15 protein-coding genes are annotated in these 20,227 nt (G+C 65.4%); 9 read left to right on the top strand and 6 right to left on the bottom strand.

Annotated elements, in window-relative coordinates:
• Nucleotides 1-13: 13 nt before the first annotated feature.
• Nucleotides 14-1,615 (bottom strand): ABC transporter substrate-binding protein, encoded by a 1,602-nt coding sequence (locus AB3X99_RS34505; protein WP_069268020.1) that lies wholly within the window; start codon nucleotides 1,613-1,615, stop codon nucleotides 14-16.
• A gap of 302 nt (nucleotides 1,616-1,917) precedes the next feature.
• Here AB3X99_RS34505 and AB3X99_RS34510 point away from each other — a divergent pair, with 302 nt between their 5' ends.
• A complete protein-coding gene (locus tag AB3X99_RS34510; RefSeq protein ID WP_256094982.1) occupies nucleotides 1,918-3,108 on the top strand; it encodes an LLM class flavin-dependent oxidoreductase in 1,191 nt (396 codons plus the stop codon).
• A gap of 44 nt (nucleotides 3,109-3,152) precedes the next feature.
• Here AB3X99_RS34510 and AB3X99_RS34515 read toward each other — a convergent pair whose 3' ends face one another.
• Both AB3X99_RS34515 and AB3X99_RS34520 read right to left on the bottom strand, forming a co-directional pair.
• Nucleotides 3,153-4,505, bottom strand: coding sequence for an LLM class flavin-dependent oxidoreductase (locus AB3X99_RS34515; protein WP_069268018.1), 1,353 nt, complete (start codon nucleotides 4,503-4,505; stop codon nucleotides 3,153-3,155).
• Nucleotides 4,506-4,533: 28 nt separating this feature from the next.
• Nucleotides 4,534-5,769 carry an acyl-CoA dehydrogenase family protein gene (locus AB3X99_RS34520; protein WP_368619540.1) on the bottom strand — a complete coding sequence of 412 codons (1,236 nt, stop codon included), beginning with the start codon at nucleotides 5,767-5,769 and terminating at the stop codon, nucleotides 4,534-4,536.
• A 324-nt stretch (nucleotides 5,770-6,093) separates the two neighbouring features.
• On the opposite strand from AB3X99_RS34520, the gene AB3X99_RS34525 reads away from it, so the two are divergent.
• From AB3X99_RS34525 to AB3X99_RS34540, 4 genes are read left to right on the top strand one after another with little or no spacing between them, the layout of a single operon-like run.
• The gene (locus AB3X99_RS34525) at nucleotides 6,094-7,158 is read left to right on the top strand and encodes an ABC transporter substrate-binding protein (protein ID WP_368619541.1); all 1,065 of its coding nucleotides are present in this window, start codon (nucleotides 6,094-6,096) and stop codon (nucleotides 7,156-7,158) included.
• A gap of 56 nt (nucleotides 7,159-7,214) precedes the next feature.
• Nucleotides 7,215-8,810 carry an ABC transporter substrate-binding protein gene (locus AB3X99_RS34530; protein WP_368619542.1) on the top strand — a complete coding sequence of 532 codons (1,596 nt, stop codon included), beginning with the start codon at nucleotides 7,215-7,217 and terminating at the stop codon, nucleotides 8,808-8,810.
• Between the two features lie 42 nt (nucleotides 8,811-8,852).
• Nucleotides 8,853-9,905 (top strand): aldo/keto reductase, encoded by a 1,053-nt coding sequence (locus AB3X99_RS34535; protein ID WP_069268014.1) that lies wholly within the window; start codon nucleotides 8,853-8,855, stop codon nucleotides 9,903-9,905.
• A gap of 18 nt (nucleotides 9,906-9,923) precedes the next feature.
• Nucleotides 9,924-11,120 (top strand): acyl-CoA dehydrogenase family protein, encoded by a 1,197-nt coding sequence (locus AB3X99_RS34540; protein ID WP_368619543.1) that lies wholly within the window; start codon nucleotides 9,924-9,926, stop codon nucleotides 11,118-11,120.
• Nucleotides 11,121-11,176: 56 nt separating this feature from the next.
• Here AB3X99_RS34540 and AB3X99_RS34545 read toward each other — a convergent pair whose 3' ends face one another.
• A complete protein-coding gene (locus AB3X99_RS34545) occupies nucleotides 11,177-12,139 on the bottom strand; it encodes a sulfonate ABC transporter substrate-binding protein (RefSeq protein WP_368619544.1) in 963 nt (320 codons plus the stop codon).
• A gap of 156 nt (nucleotides 12,140-12,295) precedes the next feature.
• On the opposite strand from AB3X99_RS34545, the gene AB3X99_RS34550 reads away from it, so the two are divergent.
• The 4 genes from AB3X99_RS34550 to AB3X99_RS34565 all read left to right on the top strand — a co-directional run bounded on the left by AB3X99_RS34550 (nucleotide 12,296) and on the right by AB3X99_RS34565 (nucleotide 17,248).
• On the top strand, nucleotides 12,296-13,183 hold the full coding sequence (locus AB3X99_RS34550; protein WP_342946166.1) for a MetQ/NlpA family ABC transporter substrate-binding protein: 888 nt from the start codon (nucleotides 12,296-12,298) through the stop codon (nucleotides 13,181-13,183).
• A gap of 56 nt (nucleotides 13,184-13,239) precedes the next feature.
• Nucleotides 13,240-14,469 carry a porin gene (locus AB3X99_RS34555; protein WP_368619545.1) on the top strand — a complete coding sequence of 410 codons (1,230 nt, stop codon included), beginning with the start codon at nucleotides 13,240-13,242 and terminating at the stop codon, nucleotides 14,467-14,469.
• 140 nt (nucleotides 14,470-14,609) lie between these two features.
• Nucleotides 14,610-15,785, top strand: coding sequence for a fumarylacetoacetate hydrolase family protein (locus tag AB3X99_RS34560; RefSeq protein WP_368605810.1), 1,176 nt, complete (start codon nucleotides 14,610-14,612; stop codon nucleotides 15,783-15,785).
• 17 nt (nucleotides 15,786-15,802) lie between these two features.
• A complete protein-coding gene (locus tag AB3X99_RS34565) occupies nucleotides 15,803-17,248 on the top strand; it encodes an aldehyde dehydrogenase (NADP(+)) (protein ID WP_368619546.1) in 1,446 nt (481 codons plus the stop codon).
• An 88-nt stretch (nucleotides 17,249-17,336) separates the two neighbouring features.
• Here the strand turns inward: AB3X99_RS34565 and AB3X99_RS34570 are convergent, their stop codons facing one another.
• Both AB3X99_RS34570 and AB3X99_RS34575 read right to left on the bottom strand, forming a co-directional pair.
• Entirely contained in the window at nucleotides 17,337-18,710 is a 1,374-nt protein-coding gene (locus AB3X99_RS34570) for an MFS transporter (protein WP_368619547.1), read from the bottom strand.
• 39 nt (nucleotides 18,711-18,749) lie between these two features.
• Complete coding sequence (locus AB3X99_RS34575; RefSeq protein ID WP_368619548.1) at nucleotides 18,750-20,210, bottom strand: NAD-dependent succinate-semialdehyde dehydrogenase; 1,461 nt, start codon at nucleotides 20,208-20,210, stop codon at nucleotides 18,750-18,752.
• Between the last annotated feature and the right edge of the window lie 17 nt (nucleotides 20,211-20,227).

The raw sequence follows: 20,227 nt of genomic DNA on the forward strand, positions 1-20,227 counted from the left end.
GTTTGGCACGCGCTCAGGCACTCAGCCACACATCGGCGAAGTTGCCTTCCAGGCCCTGCGCGCTCACCGTGTGATCGTGCACGCGCCGGTTGGCGAGCGTGACCATGCGCGGCGCGACGAGATTGAGGATCGGCAGATCGCGGTAAACGGTTTGCTGGAACTGCTTGTAGAGGCTCACGCGGCGGCTTTCGTCGATTTCGACCGACGCCGCTTCGAGCAGACGGTCCGCTTCCGCGCTGCTGTAATGCGGCGCATTCGAGAACGGCACGCCGGGGCGGATATTCTTCGACCAGTACAGGCGCTGCACGCCCACGGCCGGATCGAACAGCGTGTTGACGCCGATGCTCGTGAAATCGAACTGGCGGTCGGCGTAGACACGCTTGAGAAAAGACGGCAGATCCTGCGAGCGCACCGTGACGTCGATCCCCACGCGCGCGAGCGCCGATTTCACGTAGCCGGCCTGGCGCTGGTACATGTCGCCATACGGCAGGTAATCGTGCGTCAGCTTGAAGCGCACGCCATCCGCGCCGCGCGGCTTGCCCGCGGCGTCGAGCAGCGCCTCGGCCGCATGCGGATCGAACGCATAGGGCGTGATCTGCGCATCGTGATACGGCGAGGCGGGCGTGATGGGCGTGGGCGAGACGTCCGCATAACCGTAGGCCACGGTCTTCTGCACGACCTGCGCATTGATGGCGTGCGCGATGGCCTGGCGCACGCGTGGGTCCTTCAACACCGGATGATCGAGATTGAAATCGATCTCGGCCAAAGGCTCGAGGAAGCGGTAGCCACGCGTTTCCGTCACGAGCTGCGGTAATTGCGTGAGGCGCGGCAAGTCGGTCAGCGGCACGGGGTTCTCGCCGCCCAGATCGAGCGCGCCGGTTTCGAACGCCGCCGAGCGCGCGGCCGGATCGGGAATGACCTTGTAGACGAGCGCATCGACATACGGCTTGCCAGCGTCCCAGTAGTCGGGATTGCGCTCGTAGACAATGCTCGCGCCGCGCGTCCACGACTTGAAGCGGAACGGCCCGGTGCCAATCGGCGCGTTGTTGTGCGGGTTCGTGAGCGGGTCACCCGTGGCGTACAGATGCTTCGGCACGATCGGCGACTCGCCCGCCGAGAGCGCCTTGAGCAGAAACGGCGCGGGCTTCGACAATTCGATGATGGCCGTGCTCGCGTCGGGCGTCTGCACTTGCGTCACGTTAGCAAAGGTACTGCGTCCGCGCGGATGTATCGCTTTGAGCAAATCGACCGAAAACGCCACGTCCGCGGAAGTGAACGGCTGGCCATCGTGCCAGCGCACGTTCTGACGCAGCCTGAAGGTGTAGCGCAGACCGTCGGGGCTCACGCTCCAGGCGGTGGCCAGTTGCGGTTGTGGCTTCAGGTCGAAGTCATAAGCAAGGAGTCCTTCCAGCACCTTCGAGCTTGCGGCGAGCGCCGGTCCCGTGGTCTGGAAGATCGATACCAGCACGGGCGGCTCGGGATTGATCAGCACGTTCAACGTGCCACCGCGCTTGCGCGCGATGGCGTCCTGGGCGCGCGCAAGCACGGGCAACCCCGCGGCGGCGGCGGCCGCGCCGCTTGCAATGAGAAACTCACGACGGGTCAAACGTGACATGCTGATGCGTTCCGATATCAGTGAAGCTACGAGAGGCTAAACGTTGCGATCTGCGCGAGCCGGGAAATTCGCGCCGTGGCGACAGTGCTGCAATCGTAGCAACGGCCTCTTCGCGCGCTAACCAAGCGATGCTGCTATCCATATGACCCGCCGCGCCGAAGCAGCAGCGCGACAACGCAATTGGAAAGCAGAAAAGCTTCTTTGTTATTCGCGAGCGGCACGTGTTTAATCAATGGATCGACCAATCGACTAGCACGGCGCCCCGCGCCGCAACGACCTCCAAGGTGTCTGTCTTGAGCGAAATTCCCGTGGCCGAGCCGCGCACTTCCTCCGTGGCGTCGACGCCCTTCGTGCCTGTAGCCTCCCCCGCCGCCTTCTCCGATAGTCCCGTGGCGCGTGCATTCGCGCAGCCGCTCATGCTGGGGCTGTTCCTGCCGATCCAGGCTGGCGGCTGGAGCGCATCGACGCTGCCGCGCGGTACGGACTGGTCGTTCGACTACAACGCCGCGCTCGTGCAGAAGTGCGAAGCGCTCGGATTCGATCTCGTTTTCGCCCTGTCGCAATGGCTGCCGAAAGGCGGCTATGGCGGCGTGTTCGACGGCCATGCGCTCGACTCGTTCATGACGCTGGCGGCGCTGACCGCGCGCACCGAGCGCATCATCCTGGCCGCCACGACCCATGTGCTCTACGGGCCGTGGCACCCGCTGCATTTCGCGAAGTTCACGGCTACACTCGACCACATCTCGCGCGGACGCTGGGGCGTCAACGTGGTGACGGGGCACCGCGCCGTCGAACACGAAATGTTTGGCTGGAACCGCATCGAGCACGACCGGCGCTATGAGATGGCGGCCGAATTTCTCGACGCCGTGCAGCAGTTGTGGGCGCAACCGGACAACTTCAGTTTCGAGCCTGAAATTTCGAGCTGGCGCCTGCAAGGCGCGTACGTCACGCCCAAGCCGCGCTATGGGCGCCCGCTGCTCATCAACGCGACGGGCTCCGACGCGGGGATCGACTTCGCCGCGCGCTACTCCGACGTGGTGTTCATCACGAGCCCGGCGGGACCGCAGATCGATCGCGCGCTGGAAGCGCTGCCCGCGCACACCGCGCGCGTGAAGGCCGCGGCGCGCGCGTATGGGCGCGAGGTGCGCACGCTCATCAACCCGATGGTGATCTGCCGCGAGACGTCCGCCGAGGCACGCGCCTATCACGATGCCATCGTCGCACATGCCGACGAGGGAAGTTTTCACCGTTTCGACAGCGACGCACATGCCTGGCGCGGCGGTTTCGAAGATCGTGCGAAGGCCGCCTCACGCGCGGTGGGCGGCAACATCGCGATCGTGGGCTCGCCTGAAGAGGTGGCCGACAAGATCATCGAGCTTCACGCGGCAGGCGTCGACGGCGTGCAACTGAGCTTTTACGATTTTCAGCCCGACCTCGACTTTTTTGGCGAACGCGTGCTGCCTTTGCTGCGCGAGGCCGGCCTGCGCCGCTGAGTGGCATACTCGCGGCGCCCGAAGCGCGCCGCGCAAGCCCCACGTCAGACGCGCTGAAGCTCCTCGCCAATCGCCGCCACGCCCACGGCAGGCCGCTCGAGCCCCAGATGCGAGCGTAAGGTATTGCCTTCGTATTCGGTTCGAAAGAGCCCACGCCGTTGCAGGATCGGCACTACGCCGTCAACGAACGCCTCCAGCCCGTCCGGCAGCGCGTCCGGCATGAGGTTGAAGCCGTCGGCGGCCTCGCCCTTGAACCAGTGCTCGATATCGTTGGCGATCTGCTCAGGTGTGCCGACGATCACGCGATGACCGCCGCCGCCCGCGAGCGCGCGGATCAACTCGCGCACCGTGTGGCCGCCTCGCCGCGCCTCGGCGATCGTGGCATGGAAGAACGTGTGATTGCCATTGCCGCCGTTGGGTAGCGCGAGGTTATCCGGCAGGCGCGCGTCGAGGTCGAGCTGATCGGGTGAAAGGCCCAGTGTGCCGGCCAGACGCGTGAGGCTGTAGCGCCAGGGAATCTGCTCGACGAGTTCGTCGCGCCGCCGCAGCGCCTCGGCTTCGGTTGCGCCGATGATCGTCGTGAGGCCCGCGAGCACCTTCACGCCCTGCGGGCGCCCGTATGCTGCGGCGCGCGCATTGAGGTCGCGCCGGTACGCCACCGATTCCTCGAACGATTGCGAAGCGGAGAATACGGCCTCGGCATGACGCGCCGCGAGATCGCGGCCATCCCCCGACCCACCGGCCTGCACGAGCACAGGATGACCTTGAGGTGTACGCGGAAGATTCAGCGGCCCCTGCACCCTGAAAAAGCGCCCTTCGTGCGCAACGGGCCGCACCTTCGTCACGTCGATGAAACGGCCGCTCGCCTTGTCGCCGATAAAGGCGTCGTCGTCCCAGCTGTCCCAGAGGGCCTTGACGAGTTCCGTGAACTCCGCGGCCCGCGCATAGCGCTGTGCGTGATCGGGCACCGTAGCGTGGCCGAAATTGCGCGCCGACGGCAAATCGGCCGTCGTCACGACGTTCCAGCCCGCACGGCCACGGCTGACATGATCGAGCGTGGCGAAGCGACGCGCGATGTTGTACGGCTCGTTGTAGCTCGTGGAAGCCGTGCCAATCACGCCGATGAGCGTGGTCGCCGCCGCAATGCTAGCGAGCAGTACCGTGGGCTCGAGCGCCGTGATCGGACGGAAGTCGATCTGGTCGATGATCGCCGCGTTGTCGGCAAGAAAGACCGCATCGAATTTCGCGCTTTCAGCGAGTTGCGCGACCCGCACATAGTGCGCCACGTCCACGAATGCGCGGGGATCGGCATCGGCGAGACGCCACGCCGATGGCACGAAGCCCGAATGCAGGATATTGACGTTCAGATGCAGGCGGCGCGACGAAATTCGGCTCATTCTTTGGACACTCCCTCGATCGTGGGTTTCAAAAAACGCGGCCTTCGGTGAGGTGGGTCGTCACGCCGTTCAGGGCATAGTCGCCCACGACGCGCGCTTTGTGCAGCAGCGGGTTGTGACTGAAGATCGTGCGCAGGTTGCGCCAGTGCCGGTCGAAATTGTGCGCGCGCGAAGTGGCCGAAGCTCCGCCGGCTTCGAACAGGCGCTCGGCGGCTTCGAGCGCCAGCTTGCTCACCACGAGTTGCGTGCGCGCCGTCGCCAGTGCGCCTTCCAGCACGAGCTGATCGGCGTCCGGCGCACCCGCGCGGATCGCCTGCGCCGATCGATCGAGCGTGCGGGCGTTCTCGCGCACCAGCGCGTCGATCGCATGGCTGTGCGCGGAGAGCGTGCCGACGACCTGCTGAATGAAGGCATCCTCGCGTGCGGAGGGCGCCGTGCTGTGCAGTACGGGGCGCCCATGCTCCACCACGTAGCGCTTCGCGTCCGCGACCACGTTGCGAACGATGCCGGCGGCCACCGCCACCAGGTGGAGTTGCCGCAGCGCGCCGCCATGACGGCCGGCGAGCGTGGCCAAGCCGCGTTCGGTGATTTCTTCCGCACGCACCAGCAGGTTCTCGAACACGAGACTGCCGCTCGCCGTCATGCGCTGCCCCATGCCGTCCCAGTCGTCGAGGACCGTGAGTCCTTCGCGCCGCACCGGCACGATCGCCACCACCGGTTGCCCCTCGTCGTTCAGCACGCTCAGGCGCGCGTAGTCGGAAAAGGCCGTGCCGGTCGAATAGTACTTGCGGCCGTCGAGCCGGTAATGCTCGCCGTCGCGCCGGAGCGCCGTGGTGTATTCGCCCGGACGCGACGTCCCCAGTTCGGTCGAGGCGCCGCCGAAAATCGCGCCGTCGATCACACGCTGGATCTGCAGATCGTTGAACGGCGTGCGAGCCGACAGCAGCAGCGCTTCGGTCTGGTCGTAGTGAATCCGCAGCGCGTGGGCGAGATTGCTGTCGGCCGCGGCCAGCGTGGCGATCACGTCGAATTCGTCCACGAGCGAGCCACCCAGGCCGCCCCATTCGACCGGCAGCCGGAGGCGTCCCAGCCCCGAGCGCCGGAATGCGTCGAAGCCCTCGAAAGGCAATTCGCGACGCCCTTCGCGCGCAGCCGCCTCTTGGCCGATTTCATTCGCGAGCGCAGGCAAGTCGGCGAGCGCATCCTGCAACGACAGACTGGCCGCGCGAGCGCGCACCGGAAGTTGAGTGGGAAGAGCGGACATTGAGTTTTCCTTTTTGTCAGGCCCGCGAATTGTTTGATTCCCGGGCGGCCACGGGGCGGCTTGTCAAAAGGAAAAGTATAGGGAGCGCATTGCCCGCGACTAACCACGGAATTCGCATTTTGTTATTCGCATCTCTGCGTTGGCCGGCGGTTCGCGCAATCGGGCAGCACGGGGTTGCGGCCAAAGTAAATCACTTCCGCGCACGAACCTATTTCACGATTCGTTCTTTGACCTCGCCGCAAGCGCTTGCCGATAATCGATTGTTCCATGCCGCCCGCGCAGAGATCGTGCGCAATGCGCCTTGTTCGCCACCGAGGAATCTTGATGACGCTGCTCTGGTACACCCGTTGCCCTGCGCCGACGCCATTCGGCATTGCCGCCCAGCAAGGATTGCTGCAGGAAGAATTCGCTGCCGACGGCATCGAAGTGAAGGCATTGCAGGACGCCGACGACCCGGCCATTCGCCGCTCGCACTTCACGCATACGCAGCCGTGGTCGTTTCGCCAGGGCGGCAACATACCGGCGCTATGGGCGCGGGCGCAAGGCAGCGATACGCGGCTCATCGGTTTGAGCTGGGTCGATGAGTTCCAGGCGCTCATCACGCTCGATTCGCACCTCACGCCCACGCGCGCTTCGCTCGCGGGGCGCCGCTTCGGATTACCGATCAATGCCGCCGCTGGCGTCGTCGATTTCCATCGTGCCACGGCTTTGCGTGGCTTTCATACGCTGCTCGAAGCCATCGGCGTCTCGTCAGCCGAGGTCGAACTCGTGGATCTGCCGCATGCACCCCGTGGCCTCGCCCACGCAAAACCGGACGACTCGGCACCGCTCGGCGAATGGCTCGATGCGCAGCGCGCTCACGAGTTTTCCCGCGAGGCGGCGGCGCTGCTGCGCGGCGAGGCCGACGTAGTGTTCGTCAAAGGCGCGACCGGCCTCGATATCGCCAACGTGCTCGGCGCGCGCGTGCTGGTCGACATCAGTGCGCATCCCGACCGGCGGGCGCACGCCAACAACGGTACGCCGCGCCCGCTCACGGTCGATGCGCACCTGCTGCGCGAACGCCCCGATCTCGTCGAACGCGTGCTGGTTCGCACGCTCGACGCGGCCGCGTGGGCTGGCGCGCATCCCGGCGAAGTCACGCGCTATGTCGCCCGCGAAGTGCGCAGCGCCGAGCACTGGGTGACACGCGCGTATGGCGCGGGCCTGCACCGGCAACTCGCGATCGGACTCGATGCCGCAGCGCTCGACGCGCTCGCGCACTTCAAGCGCTTTCTCTTTGAGCAGGGCTTTATCGCGGACGATTTCGACTTCGCGCAATGGGTCGATCCGGCGCCGCTCGAGGCGGCGCTGGCCCGCCGCGCGGAGCGTGCCGGCGTGCTCGCAGGATAACCAAAGCGGCGCTGCCTGCCAGCGTCCATTTCCTCTTATCGCCTGTTGCCGAACCGATGATCGCTCACCTCCTGCGCACGGCGCCACGCCGTGTCGTTCTCATGCTCCTCGTCATGGCGAGCGTGGCCGCTCACGTTGCCGCGCACGCGCAAACGCGCGGCGGCACGCTCAATTTCGTGGTGACGCCGGAGCCTACTGCGCTCGTGGATGTCGCAACGACGGCAGTGAATGTCCTCAAGGTCAGCCCGAAAGTGATTGAAGGCTTGCTCGACTACGACTTCGATCTGAAGCCCAAGCCGCTGCTCGCCACCTCATGGGAGATCGAGGACGGCGGCCGCCGCTATGTGTTTCATCTGCGGCACGGCGTGAAATGGCACGACGGCGCGCCGTTTACCTCGGCCGACGTTGCATGGTCGATCGAAACGCTGCGCCGCGTGCATCCGCGAGCGCGCACCACCTTCGCGAACGTCACCGCGATCGCCACGCCGGACCCCTATACGGTCGTGCTGACGCTCAGCGAGCCGACGCCATGGCTGATACGTGCGTTCTCGGCTTCGGAAACGCCGATCCTGCCGAAGCACCTCTATGAAGGCAAGGACGTGCTCGCGAATCCGGCCAACAACGCGCCGATCGGCACCGGACCGTTTCGCTTCGTCAAGTGGGTGCGCGGCAGCTACATCGAATATGCGCGCAATGACGACTACTGGACCGCCGGCAAGCCGTATCTGGACCGCATCATCGTGAAGATCATCGCCGACCCCGCCGCGCGCGCGGTGGCGTTCGAGGACGGCTCGGTCGATCTCGGCGGCGATACGCCCGTGCCGCTCGCCGACCTCGACCGCCTCAAGGCCAATCCGAAGCTCGGCATCGAGACACGCGGCTACGAGTTTCAGGCGGGCGTGGCGCGCATCGAGTTCAATCTCGACAATCCGGTGCTCAAGTCCTTGAAGGTGCGTCAGGCGATTGCCTCGGCGATCGATCGCGAAGTGATCCGCAGGGTCATCTACTACGGCTACGCGACGCCCACCGCGAGCCCGCTGATGCCGTCGAACCCCTACTATGACGCGGCACCCGCGCCCTACCCGTTCGACATCGCGCGCGCCAACCGTCTGCTCGACGAGGCCGGTTATCCGCGCAAGGCGGACGGCACACGCTTTGCGCTCACGCTCGACCCGCTGCCCATCGGCGACCTGCCCGCCCGCACGGGCGAATACATCAAGTCGGCGCTCGCCCGCGTGGGGATCGCTGTGACGATCCGCAATCAGGATCTCGCGGCGTATTTGAAGCGCGTCTATACCGACCGGCAATTCGATTTCACCGTGAATGGCATGAGCAATCTGTTCGATCCGGTGGTGGGCGTAGCGCGTTTGTACACGACCGACAACTTTCGCCCCGGCGTGCCCTTCACCAACGGCTCGCACTACAGCAACCCGCAAGTCGACGGCCTGTTTGCGCAGGCTGCGCGGGAAAGCGATGAAACGAAGCGCAAGCAGCAGTTCGTGCAGATCCAGCGCATTCTGGAGCACGATCTGCCGGACCTGAATCTCGTGTCGCCGCAGTGGGTGACGCTCGCCTCGAAGCGTGTGCGCGACCACGCCATTTCACCCGACGGCACGGCCGCGAGTTTCGCCGATGTCTGGCTGTCGCGGTGAGCGCGCTCACGTCGCACTGTTTGAATGACTCAAGGAAAATCCATGGACTACCGGCAACTGGGCCATAGCGGCCTGAAAATCTCCACGCTGACGCTCGGCACGATGATGTTCGGCGGACCAACCGACGACGCCACGGCCGAACGCATCATCGAAGCCGCGCAGGAGCAAGGCGTGAATTCGATCGATACCGCCGACGTCTACCACCAGGGCGAGTCGGAGCGCGTGGTGGGCCGCCATATCGCGCGGCAACGCGACCGCTGGGTGCTCGCCACGAAGTTCGGCAACCCCGTTGGCAACCCACGCGAGATCAACGCGGCCGGCGCGTCGCGCAAGCACGTGATCCGCGCGGTCGAAGCGAGTCTCGGGCGGCTCGATACCGATTATCTGGACCTCGTGTATCTGCATCGCGAGGACCACCACACACCAGTCGAGGAAACCGTGCGTGCGCTGGGCGATCTGATCGCGGCAGGCAAGCTGAGACACTACGGGCTGTCGAATCATCGCGCCTGGCGCATTGCCGAGTTCAGCCGCGTGGCCGATCTGCTGGGCGTGCCGCGGCCCGTTGCGAGCCAGCCGCTCTACAACCTGGCCAATCGCCAGGTCGAGGCGGAGCAGTTGAGCGCCGCCTGGCACTACGGACTTGGCGTGATCTCATACAGCCCGCTCGCGCGTGGCGTGCTGACCGGCAAGTACGAGCCCGGTGCCCAGCCCGGAGCCGACACGCGCGCGGGACGGCAAGACCGCCGGCTGAGCGAGACCGAATGGCGCGCCGAAACGATCGAGCTTGCGCGGCGCGTAGAGGCGCATGCAAAGGAGCGCAGCCTCACCGCCGCGCAATTCGCGCTGGCCTGGGTGCTCAATAGCCGCTATATCACTTCGGCGATCGCTGGACCGCGCACCGAAGCGCAATGGCGCGACTATCTGCCCGCGCTACAGTATCGTCTCGATGAGGATGACGAAGCATTTGTCGATTCGCTCGTGGCAAGCGGCCATCCCTCGACACCGGGGTTCAACGACCCCGGTCACCCGTTCTTCGGACGCCTCGTGCGCCATGGCACCACGCAAGACCCGCGTGCGCCGGGCGGCGAACGCTAATTGCCCAGGGAGAGCACCGTGAACGCATTCACTCCGGACGCCGCGCTCGCGCGCGACGAGGACCAGGCCGCCGCGCTGATCGAGCGCGCGTCGCTGCTCGGCCGCGCGTTTGCCGCCCTGGCCGACGAGCATGACCGCAATGCCACTGCGCCGCTCGAGCAGTTCCGCGCATTGCGCGAAGCGGGCCTGCTGCGCGCGAATATTGCCCGCAGCGACGGTGGCTTCGGCGCGGGGCTCGCGGTGGCGCGTGCGATCGTCGCCGAAATCGCCTATGGCGATCCATCGGTCGCGCTCATTCTCTCGATGCACTACAGCCAGCACGCCATGATCGTGCACGACGCGCGCGAGCAAACGGGAAACTGGCCTGCAGCGCTCGCGCAGCGCCTCACGCGGGCGAGCGTGGAAGGCCGCGCGCTCGTCAACGCGGCCCAGGTCGAGCCCGCGCTCGGTTCGCCCTCGCACGGCGGCCTGCCAGACACGCTCGCGCGCCGCGAAGGCGCCTCGTGGCGCATCACCGGACACAAACTCTATGTCACGGGCGCACCCCTGCTCACGTGGATCAACGTGCTTGCACGCACCGACGAACCCGAGCCGCGTCTAGGCCATTTTCTCGTCCCCCGCGAGGCGGCGGGCGTGCGCATCGTAGAGACCTGGGACCCGCTCGGCATGCGGGCGAGCGCAAGCCACGACGTGGTGTTCACGGACGTGGCGATTGCCGTCGACGATGTCGTCGGCTTGAGACCGGCCCATCTCGGCGTGCAGCGCGATCCGCACGCCACGGCGTGGTACTTCAGTCTGGTCGGAACGGTCTACGACGGCGCGGCGCGTGCCGCGCGCGACTGGCTGCTTGCTTTCCTCACCGGGCGCAAGCCTGCCGCGCTAGGCGGGGCGGCGCTCGCCACCGTTCCCATCGTGCAGGAAAGCATGGGACGCATCGAGATGCTGCTGGCGAGCAACGACTGGCTGCTGCGCACCCATGCCGACGCGATCGACGCAGGTACGGCGCCCGCCGAGTTGTCCGCCGTCGTCAAACATAACGTGGTGGACAATGCGATTCAGGCCGTGGATATCGCGCTCGAACTCGCAGGCAATCATGGGATCGCGCGGCACAATCCGCTCGAGCGCCATCACCGCAACGTGCAGTGCGCGCGCATTCACGCGCCGTCCAACAGCTTGTTGCGTACCATGGCGGCGCGCCGCGCGCTGGGCTTGTGAGCTGTGAGAAAGCCCCGGCGCGCGGGAGCGGCCGGGGCTGATGAAAAATCGTCACGCTAAACGATGCCTGGCGCTGCCGCTTCGAGCACGTTCACGCGCTTCGGAATCAGCTTGAGGTCGAAGAAGGTATTGGCGATCTGCTGCTGCTCGGCGAGGATGGCTTTCGTGATCGGCCCCGTGCCGAACTGCGCGCGCCCGATCGCCTCGCTGACCACGTCGTTCGGCAAGCCCCATACTTGCGCAAGCTGCGTGGCGAGCGCGGCGCGGTTGGCCTGCCCCCACTGATCGATCTGGCTCAATTCGTCGATTAGGATCTTGATTACATCCGGGTTCTGTTTTGCGTAGCTGAGCGACGAAAAATAGTAGGCGCGGTTGCCGACCACGCCGCTCGCATCGGCGAGAATGCGCGCATCGAGGGTCTTTTGCGCGGCGGCGAGAAACGGATCCCAGATTACCCACGCATCGATGGCGCCGCGCTCGAACGCCGCGCGCGCGTCCGCGGGCGCCAGGAACACGACTTTCACGTCGCCATACTGAATGTTGTGCGCCTGCAGCAGCTTGACGAGGAAATAATGGACGTTGCTGCCGCGATTGGGCGCGATGGTCTTGCCCTTGAGATCAGTCACGCTGCGAATGGCCGAGGCGTGCGGCACGAGCACCGCTTCCGCCTGCGGCCGCGGCACCGTGGCCGCGACATAAGCGAGCGGCGCACCGGCCGCCTGCGCGAAGATGGGCGGCGCCTCGCCCACGTCGCCGAAGTCGATCGAGCCTACGTTCAGGGCTTCGAGTTGCACCGGGCCTGCATCGAACTCTGTCCATGTGACCGCGACGCCGAGGGGAGCAAGCCGTTTCTCCAGCGTTCCGCGTCCTTTCAGCAGACTCAGATAACCTTTCTGATTGCCTACGCGCAACGTACGCGATGCGCTGGCCGCGCGCGCGGGAAGCGCGCCGAGCACTGGCAACGCGGCGAGCGCAGCGGCTCCGGCTGAGATTCGAATGAAGTTGCGGCGTGCGTTCATGCGTGGCTGCCTCGGCAATAGATAGAAAGAAGCCAATGTTATAAGCCGCGCGGCAGCGTGAAAACCATCGAATCCTGCGCTTCTAATTCCCGCTAAAGATAACCACGCCGCCTCGTAATCCCTGCGCGTGGCCGATATGTAAATCTCGATTAAATATTGGCCGTCCGCAAAGGGCCCAACCATAATCGGCCTTTCCAAACCATCAAGTCACACATCATGCGACATCGATTAGTTATCCAAACGTTATTCTCCACTATCACGCTGTTTGCGCTGCCATCGCCGGCTACCCACGCCGCCGAAAATGCCGCGCACGTGTTGCGAGTCGGCTTTGTTCCCGGACCGTATGCCGACGAATTCCGGGAAGGCGTCGAGCCACAACTCAAGCGCAAGGGTTACACCATCCAGTACGTGAACTTCAGCACTGGGCTTGAAGCGAACCAGGCTGTGTGGCACGGCGAAATCGCCGCCGACGTGATGCAGCACAGCGTCTATCTGAAGGCATACAACGACCGGAACGGCACCGACCTTGTCAGCGTCGTGCAAGTGCCGACGCCCCCCATGGGCCTCTACTCGACCCGCCACCATTCGCTCTCCGAGGTGAAGGCCGGCGCAACGATCGCTGTGCCAAACGACCCCGTCAACCTCGAACGCGCGCTCAAGATTCTTCAAGAGATTGGCTGGATCCGCATTCGCGAGAATCCCAATCCCGTGGATGTTTCGGAGCGTGACGTGGTCGCCAATCCCGCCGGCATTCGCATCGTCCCGCTCGAAACCGCACAGGCGCCGCGTGCGCTCGAAGACGTCGATTTCGCAGCCATCCAGGGCAACTTCGCCATTTCCAGCGGGCACCGTCTGACCGAAGCACTGGCACTCGAGCAAATGCGCTCACCTTACGTGAATCAAGTGGTCGTCAAATCGGCGAACCGTAATTCGCAGGAAACGGCCGATATCGTCGCGGCCTATCGTTCAGATGAATTCCGCGCGGCAATCCTGCGCAACCCGACCTACCGGGGCTATCGCCTGCCCGACTACTTCCCGCATTAACTCTTTCGATGTTTCCGATGCCTTAGCCTCGACCACGGCTTGACAAGCCCACAACCATGAAAAAAACACTTCTCGCGCTCACTACCATCGCACTGTCGCCCGTCGCCGCCTATGCCCAAAGCAGCGTGACGCTCTACGGGATCGTCACGGGCAACGTGACGTACACGAACAACGTTCAGACGGCGGCAACGCCTGCCGGTGGCAAGCCCACAGGCGGCGGGCAGGTCGCCCAGTTCGACAGCGGCACCTCGGGCCCGAGTTCGAGCCGCTGGGGCCTGAAAGGCATCGAAGATCTGGGCGGCAGCGTGAAGACGCTGTTCGTGCTCGAAAGCGGCTTCAGCGTCAGCAATGGCACGCTCGGCCAGGGCGGCACCCTGTTCGGCCGTCAGGCCTGGATCGGGGTCACCGCGCCCAACTACGGTACCGCATCGCTCGGGCGTCAGTCGGACGCCGCGGTGGATTATGTGTCGCCGCTGCTCTATGCCTGGTACTTCGGCAACCTCGCGATCCATCCGGCCGACTATGACAATCTGAATTTCACGCACCGCATCAACAACGCGATCAAGTACAGTTCGGACTCCTTTGGAGGATTCCGGTTCGGCGCGCTGTACAGCCTGGGCGGAATAGCCGGCAACTTCACGCAGAATCAGTATTGGTCCGCGGGCTTCAGCTATACCGGGCCGAGCGTTGCCGTCGCGGCATCGATCATCAACGCGCGCAATCCGAACACTTCGCTCTATGGCACCAATGCGAATGCGAGTGCCACCGGCAACAATCTCGGCTCCGCCGGGTCCGCCACGACGCCGGCATCGAACCCGTCCATCTCGGGATTCGCGTCCGCCCGCACGCAACAGACGGTCGCCGTGGCCTCGACCTGGACGATCGGCTCCGCCATCCTGGGCCTCGCCTGGTCGAACACGCAATACCGCGATCTCGGCGCCACTGCCGCGCTGAACACGCAGAACTACCATGGCACGGCCTCGTTCAATACGGTGGGGGCGAGCGTGCGCTACCAGGTCACGCCCTTCCTGCGCGTCGGCACCTCGTTCGATTACACGAACGGCGGCAACTTGAACGGTACAGGCGGCGCGCGCTACGAGCAGTGGAATCTGGGCACCGGCTACTCGCTCTCGAAAGCCACCGAGCTGTATGTGACGGCTGCCTACCAGCATGCGAGCGGGGTCGATTCGTGGGGCCGCCAGGCAGTCGCGGACATCGGCTATCTCTCGCCCTCGACAACCTCGAATCAGGTTGCGGTGTCGGCCGGCATCAAGCACCTGTTCTAACCCGCATTACGGGCCGCCGCCGGGTCATTCTTCCGCGGCGGGCGATCGTCCAGCCAGTTGGACAAAGAGGCGTTCCTTTGGACGCGCACGCGCATCCGCCCTACGATGCGTGTCGCCACGCTCAATCCGGAACGCCCGCCATGTCCTCAACATCCGCTTATCTCCCGCACGATCTCGATAGCGCGCTGCTCGTCGGCCGTGTCTGGCGGCCCACGCCGGAGGGTGACGGGCCGTGCGTCGTCGTGGTGCGCGGCGGCATGGTCTTCGATATTTCGCAGGTGGCCCCCACCACGGCCGACTTGTTCGAATACGACGATCTGCTCGATGTCGTGCGGCATACGCCAGGCGAGCCGCTGGGCACGGCCGAGGCCCTGCTCGAACACAGCTTCGCGGGCGATCGCCCCGCGGATCGCCCCTGGCTGCTCGCGCCCTGTGATCTGCAGGCCATCAAGGCGTGTGGCGTGACGTTCGCCGTGAGTCTTCTGGAACGCGTGATCGAAGAACAGGCCGGTGGCGATCCCGCCAAAGCCCAGGACGTGCGCACCGAAATCACGAAGCTGATCGGCGCCGATCTTTCGAAAATCAAGCCGGGGTCCGAGGCCGCGATCAAGCTGAAGGAAGAACTTCAGCGCCGTGGTGCGTGGTCGCAATACATGGAAGTCGGTATTGGGCCGGACGCCGAGGTGTTCTCGAAGTCCCAGCCGATGTCCTCCGTGGGCTTCGGCGCCGATATCGGCCTGCATCCTGCCTCGGCGTGGAATAACCCCGAGCCCGAGGTCGTGCTCGCGGTCAACAGCCGCGGCGAGGTGGTCGGGGCGACGCTCGGCAACGACGTCAATCTGCGCGACATCGAAGGCCGCTCGGCCCTGCTGCTCGGCAAATGCAAGGACAACAACGGCTCGTGCGCGATCGGACCGTTCATTCGTCTGTTCGATGAAGGCTTCACGCTCGACACGGTTCGTACCACCAGCGTCTCGCTTCGCGTGGAAGGCGCCGACGACAACTTCCTGCTCGAAGGCGTGAGCCACATGCAGGAAATCAGCCGCGATCCGCTCGACCTCGTTTCGCAGGCATGGGGCCGCCACCATCAGTATCCGGACGGTTTCATGCTGTTCCTCGGCACGATGTTCTCGCCGATCAAGGACCGCGACGCGCCCGGCGGCGGCTTCACGCATCACCTCGGCGACCGGGTCACGATCAGCGCGCCGCCGCTTGGCGCCATCGTCAACACCGTGCGCCTTTGCACCGAAATCGAACCGTGGACGTTCGGCGTGCGCGCCCTTTATACCAATCTCGCCGAGCGCGGTCTTTTTTAATCTGGAGTGAATTCGTAATGCAGACAGAAAACAACGCGTCTTTCGCGCGTATCGACGAAGCCGCCGCGCTCGCGCGTGAAGCACAGGCCCTTTACGGCGCGGCTTCGCGTGCCGTGCGCAGCGCCCTGCTGCGCGGCCTCGCCGACGCGCTCGAACGCGACGCCGCGCAGCTCGTCGCCATTGCGGACGAAGAAACGTCGCTTGGCGCCGCGCGTTTGAATGGCGAACTCGCGCGCACCGCGTTTCAACTGCGCGGCTTTGCCGAGCGCGTGGAAGCAGGCATCGCCAATCGCCACGTCGACGACGCGGCCGTTCCCGGCGCGCCGCCAGCAGGCCGCCCGCACCTCACGCGCGTGCAACTGCCGCTCGGGCCGGTGGCGATGTTCTCGGCGAGCAATTTCCCGTTCGCGTTCTCGGTGCTCGGCGGCGATACGGCCTCGGCACTCGCCGCGGGTTGCACGGTGATCGTCAAGCCGCACTCGGGCCATCCCGAACTGTCGCGCCGCGTGCATGCGCTCGCCGCGCGTGTGCTGCGCGAACAAGGCCTGCCCGAAGGCGTGATTGCGTTCGTCGATCAGGCGTCGCGCGAAGCGGCCGTGCATCTCGTCGGTCACGCCGATGTCGCGGCGGTGGCGTTCACGGGTTCGTATCAGGGCGGCGTGGCCCTGTGGCGCGCGGCCAATGCGCGTCGCCGGCCGATTCCGTTTTATGGGGAACTCGGCTCGATCAATCCGCTCGTCGTGCTGCCGCAAGCCCTTGCGGAAGGCGTCGATACGCCCGCCGCCACCCTCGCCGCTTCGATCACGATGGGCTGCGGCCAGTTCTGCACGAGCCCCGGGTTGATCGTCGTGCGCGACGACGCCGACGGCGAGCGCTTCGCACAGGCGCTGGCGCAAGCGTTGTCCGCGCAAAAGCCGCATGCCATGCTCACGTCCGCCATGCGCCGCGGCTTCGAAAGCGCCGCTGCGCATATCGCGAGCCAGGCGGGCGTGCGCGTGCGTCTCGCTGCACCGGCAGACGACGAGCAATCCGCAGCGCCCGCGCCGCGTCTGTTCGAAACCGACGCGCAGACGTTCATCGCCAACGTAGCGCTGCACGAAGAGATGTTCGGTCCGGCCGCGCTGATCGTGAAGGTGCGTGACGAAGCGCAGACGCTCGACGTGCTCGCCGCGGTCGAAGGTTCGCTCACGGTCACGCTGTGGGGCGCGCAAGCCGATACGCCGGAAAATCGTGCGCTCGCAGTCGCTGCGCAACGTATCGCAGGTCGCGTGCTGTTCGGCGGCGTGCCGACGGGCGTTGCCGTGTGCGATGCGCAGCAGCATGGCGGCCCGTGGCCCGCTTCGACGCAGCCGCAAACCACCTCGGTCGGTTATGCGGGCATCGAGCGCTTCCTGCGCCCCGTTGCGTTGCAGGATGCGCCGCAATGGGCGATTGCCGCGACGAGCGGAACGGCGTCGGCATAAGGCAAGGCGTAACACGCACGATTGAAGCGGTAGAAAAGCGGAGACTGGATATGGAATCCGGTCTCCGCTTTTCAATTTCAGCATCGAGTTACACGCTATCTGCAACCTGCCTGGGAACGGCAAGCACGGCAAACGCCGCTGCGAGGCCCGCGCCCGCAAATGCGTAGAAATTCCACGGCAGCGGCGCGCCCGCCTGTGCCAGCGCGCCGCCGATCAGCGGCCCGGCGATTGCGCCGAAACGCCCTATTCCCAGCGCCCAGCCAATGCCCGTCGCCCGGTTGCGGGGCGGATAGTAGCGTGTGATATACGCGCCAAGCAGCATCGTGTTGCCGATCGTGCCTACCCCGGCAATGCCCACGAGCACATAGGTTTGCAGCGTGCCATGGGCGAACGGCAGCGCGCACAGGCTGGCTGCGGCGAGCAGATAAAGCACGTTGACCACGCACTTCGAACCCAGGCGGTCGGCCACCGCGCCACCAAGCAGCGAGCCCAAAGCCGCGGTCGAATTGAGTACCACCAGCAATGCGAGGCTCGATCCGAGCGGGAAACCGGCCTTGCGCATGAGTTGCGGCAGCCAGGTGCTCAGGCCGTAGAGCAGGAGCAAGCCCATGAACATCGCGATCCAGAACGCCAGCGTGGCGCGCACGGTGGACGCGTCGAAGAGCGCGCGAATCGGCGCGGCTTTTTCAGCATTCATAGCGTGCACGGCCCGCGCCCCGGTTTCGTTCTCTAGCGCCGAATGTCGAATGCCGAGCGCTTGTGCAACGCCGCGTGCCTCTGCGATGCGGTTCCTCGCCAGCAGGAACTCCAGCGACTCCGGCAAATGGCGCGCCGTGAGCGCCACGAGGATGAGCGGCGCGGCGCCCACGCCGAACAGCAACCGCCAGCCGTGCGTCGGCAACCAGTTCATCGCGAGCAGCGCGACCAGAATGCCGCCCAGCGAATATCCCGTGTAAATCAAGGCATAGTTGAAAGAACGGCGCCCAGGCGGCGAGTATTCGACCGTGAGCGCCGCCGCGGTCGGCACGACGCCGCCAAGCCCGAGTCCGCCCACGATCCGCGCGACGACGAACCAGGCTGGCGTGGGCGCGAGCGCGGCGGCCGCCATCATCGCGGAGAAAAGCGCCGCACTGCCGAGCAGCATGCGGCGCCGGCCGATCATGTCGCTGAGCGTGCCCGCACCCATTGCGCCGATCATCATGCCCGCCAGCGAGCAGCTTGCGATCGCGCCGAGTTGCAGCGCCGACAAGGACCAGTCGGTGCCGTGCGTGAGCATGGGCAGCACCGCCCCGTAAATCGCGACGTCATAGCCTTCGGCAAGGATCATCGCAAGGCAGATCGCGACGACTCGCACCGTCACGCGAGTGGGTATCGCAACGGAAGCGGGATCGAAGCGGTAGTCCGCTTCGCTTTGCGCGCGTTCCAGCGTGACCTCGGCGCTGCTTGATGACGACGTATTCATGGCGGCGTGTCCCCATTCTTTTTTGTGTGAATCCGGCGATCAAACCGCCATGCACAGGTACTTGATGACGAGATAGTCATCGATGCCGTAGTGCGACCCCTCCCGGCCCAGACCCGATTGCTTGACGCCGCCGAACGGCGCGACCTCGTTCGAGATCAATCCGGTATTGATGCCCACCATGCCGTATTCGAGTTGCTCGGCCACGCGCCAGATACGGCCGATATCGCGGCTGTAGAAGTAGGCGGCGAGGCCGAACTCCGTGTCGTTGGCGAGCTTCACCACTTCTTCGTCGCTCGAGAAACGGAACAGCGGCGCGAGCGGGCCGAACGTCTCTTCTCTCGCTACATCCATTTGCGCGGTGACGCCGGTCAGCACCGTGGGCTCGAAGAAGCCGTAGCCGAGCGTGTGGCGCTTGCCGCCCGTGGCGAGCGTCGCGCCTTTGCCCACTGCATCGGCGATATGCGCTTGGACCTTTCTGACCGCTGCCTCGTTGATGAGCGGTCCGAGCGTGACGCCGCCCTCCGTACCGTGCCCGACCTTCAGCCCCTTAACGGCTGTCGCGAGCTTCGCGGCGAACGCGTCGTACACGCGCTCATGCACGTAGAAGCGATTCGTACAGACGCACGTTTGCCCGTTGTTGCGGTACTTCGAGGCGATGGCGCCTTCCACCGCGGCATCGAGATCCGCGTCGTCGAACACGATGAACGGCGCGTTGCCGCCGAGTTCGAGCGTCACCTTCTTCACTGTGGGCGCGCTTTGCGCCATCAGCAATCTCCCGACGCCCGTCGAACCGGTAAACGACAGCTTGCGAACCACGGGACTGCTGGTCATCGCGCCGCCAATCGCCTTGGGATCGCCAGTGACGACGTTGAGCACGCCTCTGGGCACGCCGGCCCGCTCCGCCAGCACCGCCAATGCGAGCGCGGAGAACGGCGTGGCTTCTGCAGGTTTCACGACGATCGGGCAGCCTGCCGCGAGCGCCGGGCCCACCTTGCGGGTAATCATGGCCGTGGGGAAATTCCACGGCGTGATGGCGGCGCAAACGCCGATCGGCTCCTTGATGACAACGAGCCGCTTGTCCGAAGCGGGCGTCGCTAGCGTGTCGCCCGCCACGCGTTTGCCTTCCTCGGCGAACCACTCGATGAACGACGCGCCGTAGGCGATCTCGCCTTTCGCTTCCGCGAGCGGCTTGCCCTGTTCCGCGGTCAGGATCAGCGCGAGATCGTCGGCGTGCTCGATCATCAGGTCGTACCAGCGGCGCATGACTGCCGCACGCTCCTTGGCCGTGCGCACGCGCCACGCCGGCCACGCGGCATTGGCCGCCTCAATGGCTCGCGTCGTTTCGGCTTCTCCCATCAAAGGCACGCTGCCGAGCGACGCGCCCGTCGCCGGGTCGAACACGTCGAAGCTCGCGCCCGAGTCGGCCTTGCACCATTGCCCATCGATATAGGCTTGATGGCGCAACAGCGCCGCGTCTTTCAACAGGGTCTTCAATTCCACGTGACTTTCCTTCGATG

Origin of the sequence: Paraburkholderia sp. BR10882 (assembly GCF_040948855.1) — a bacterium.
Taxonomy (GTDB): domain Bacteria; phylum Pseudomonadota; class Gammaproteobacteria; order Burkholderiales; family Burkholderiaceae; genus Paraburkholderia; species Paraburkholderia nodosa_A.

What these genes read in the sequence shown, in the direction of transcription:
- AB3X99_RS34545 (WP_368619544.1), bottom strand. Translation starts at nt 12,139, where the DNA reads ATGAACGCACGCCGCAACTTCATTCGAATCTCAGCCGGAGCCGCTGCG.
- AB3X99_RS34505 (WP_069268020.1), bottom strand. Translation starts at nt 1,615, where the DNA reads ATGTCACGTTTGACCCGTCGTGAGTTTCTCATTGCAAGCGGCGCGGCC.
- AB3X99_RS34565 (WP_368619546.1), top strand. Translation starts at nt 15,803, where the DNA reads ATGCAGACAGAAAACAACGCGTCTTTCGCGCGTATCGACGAAGCCGCC.
- AB3X99_RS34530 (WP_368619542.1), top strand. Translation starts at nt 7,215, where the DNA reads ATGATCGCTCACCTCCTGCGCACGGCGCCACGCCGTGTCGTTCTCATG.
- AB3X99_RS34570 (WP_368619547.1), bottom strand. Translation starts at nt 18,710, where the DNA reads ATGAATACGTCGTCATCAAGCAGCGCCGAGGTCACGCTGGAACGCGCG.
- AB3X99_RS34515 (WP_069268018.1), bottom strand. Translation starts at nt 4,505, where the DNA reads ATGAGCCGAATTTCGTCGCGCCGCCTGCATCTGAACGTCAATATCCTG.
- AB3X99_RS34520 (WP_368619540.1), bottom strand. Translation starts at nt 5,769, where the DNA reads ATGTCCGCTCTTCCCACTCAACTTCCGGTGCGCGCTCGCGCGGCCAGT.
- AB3X99_RS34560 (WP_368605810.1), top strand. Translation starts at nt 14,610, where the DNA reads ATGTCCTCAACATCCGCTTATCTCCCGCACGATCTCGATAGCGCGCTG.
- AB3X99_RS34535 (WP_069268014.1), top strand. Translation starts at nt 8,853, where the DNA reads ATGGACTACCGGCAACTGGGCCATAGCGGCCTGAAAATCTCCACGCTG.
- AB3X99_RS34525 (WP_368619541.1), top strand. Translation starts at nt 6,094, where the DNA reads ATGACGCTGCTCTGGTACACCCGTTGCCCTGCGCCGACGCCATTCGGC.
- AB3X99_RS34555 (WP_368619545.1), top strand. Translation starts at nt 13,240, where the DNA reads ATGAAAAAAACACTTCTCGCGCTCACTACCATCGCACTGTCGCCCGTC.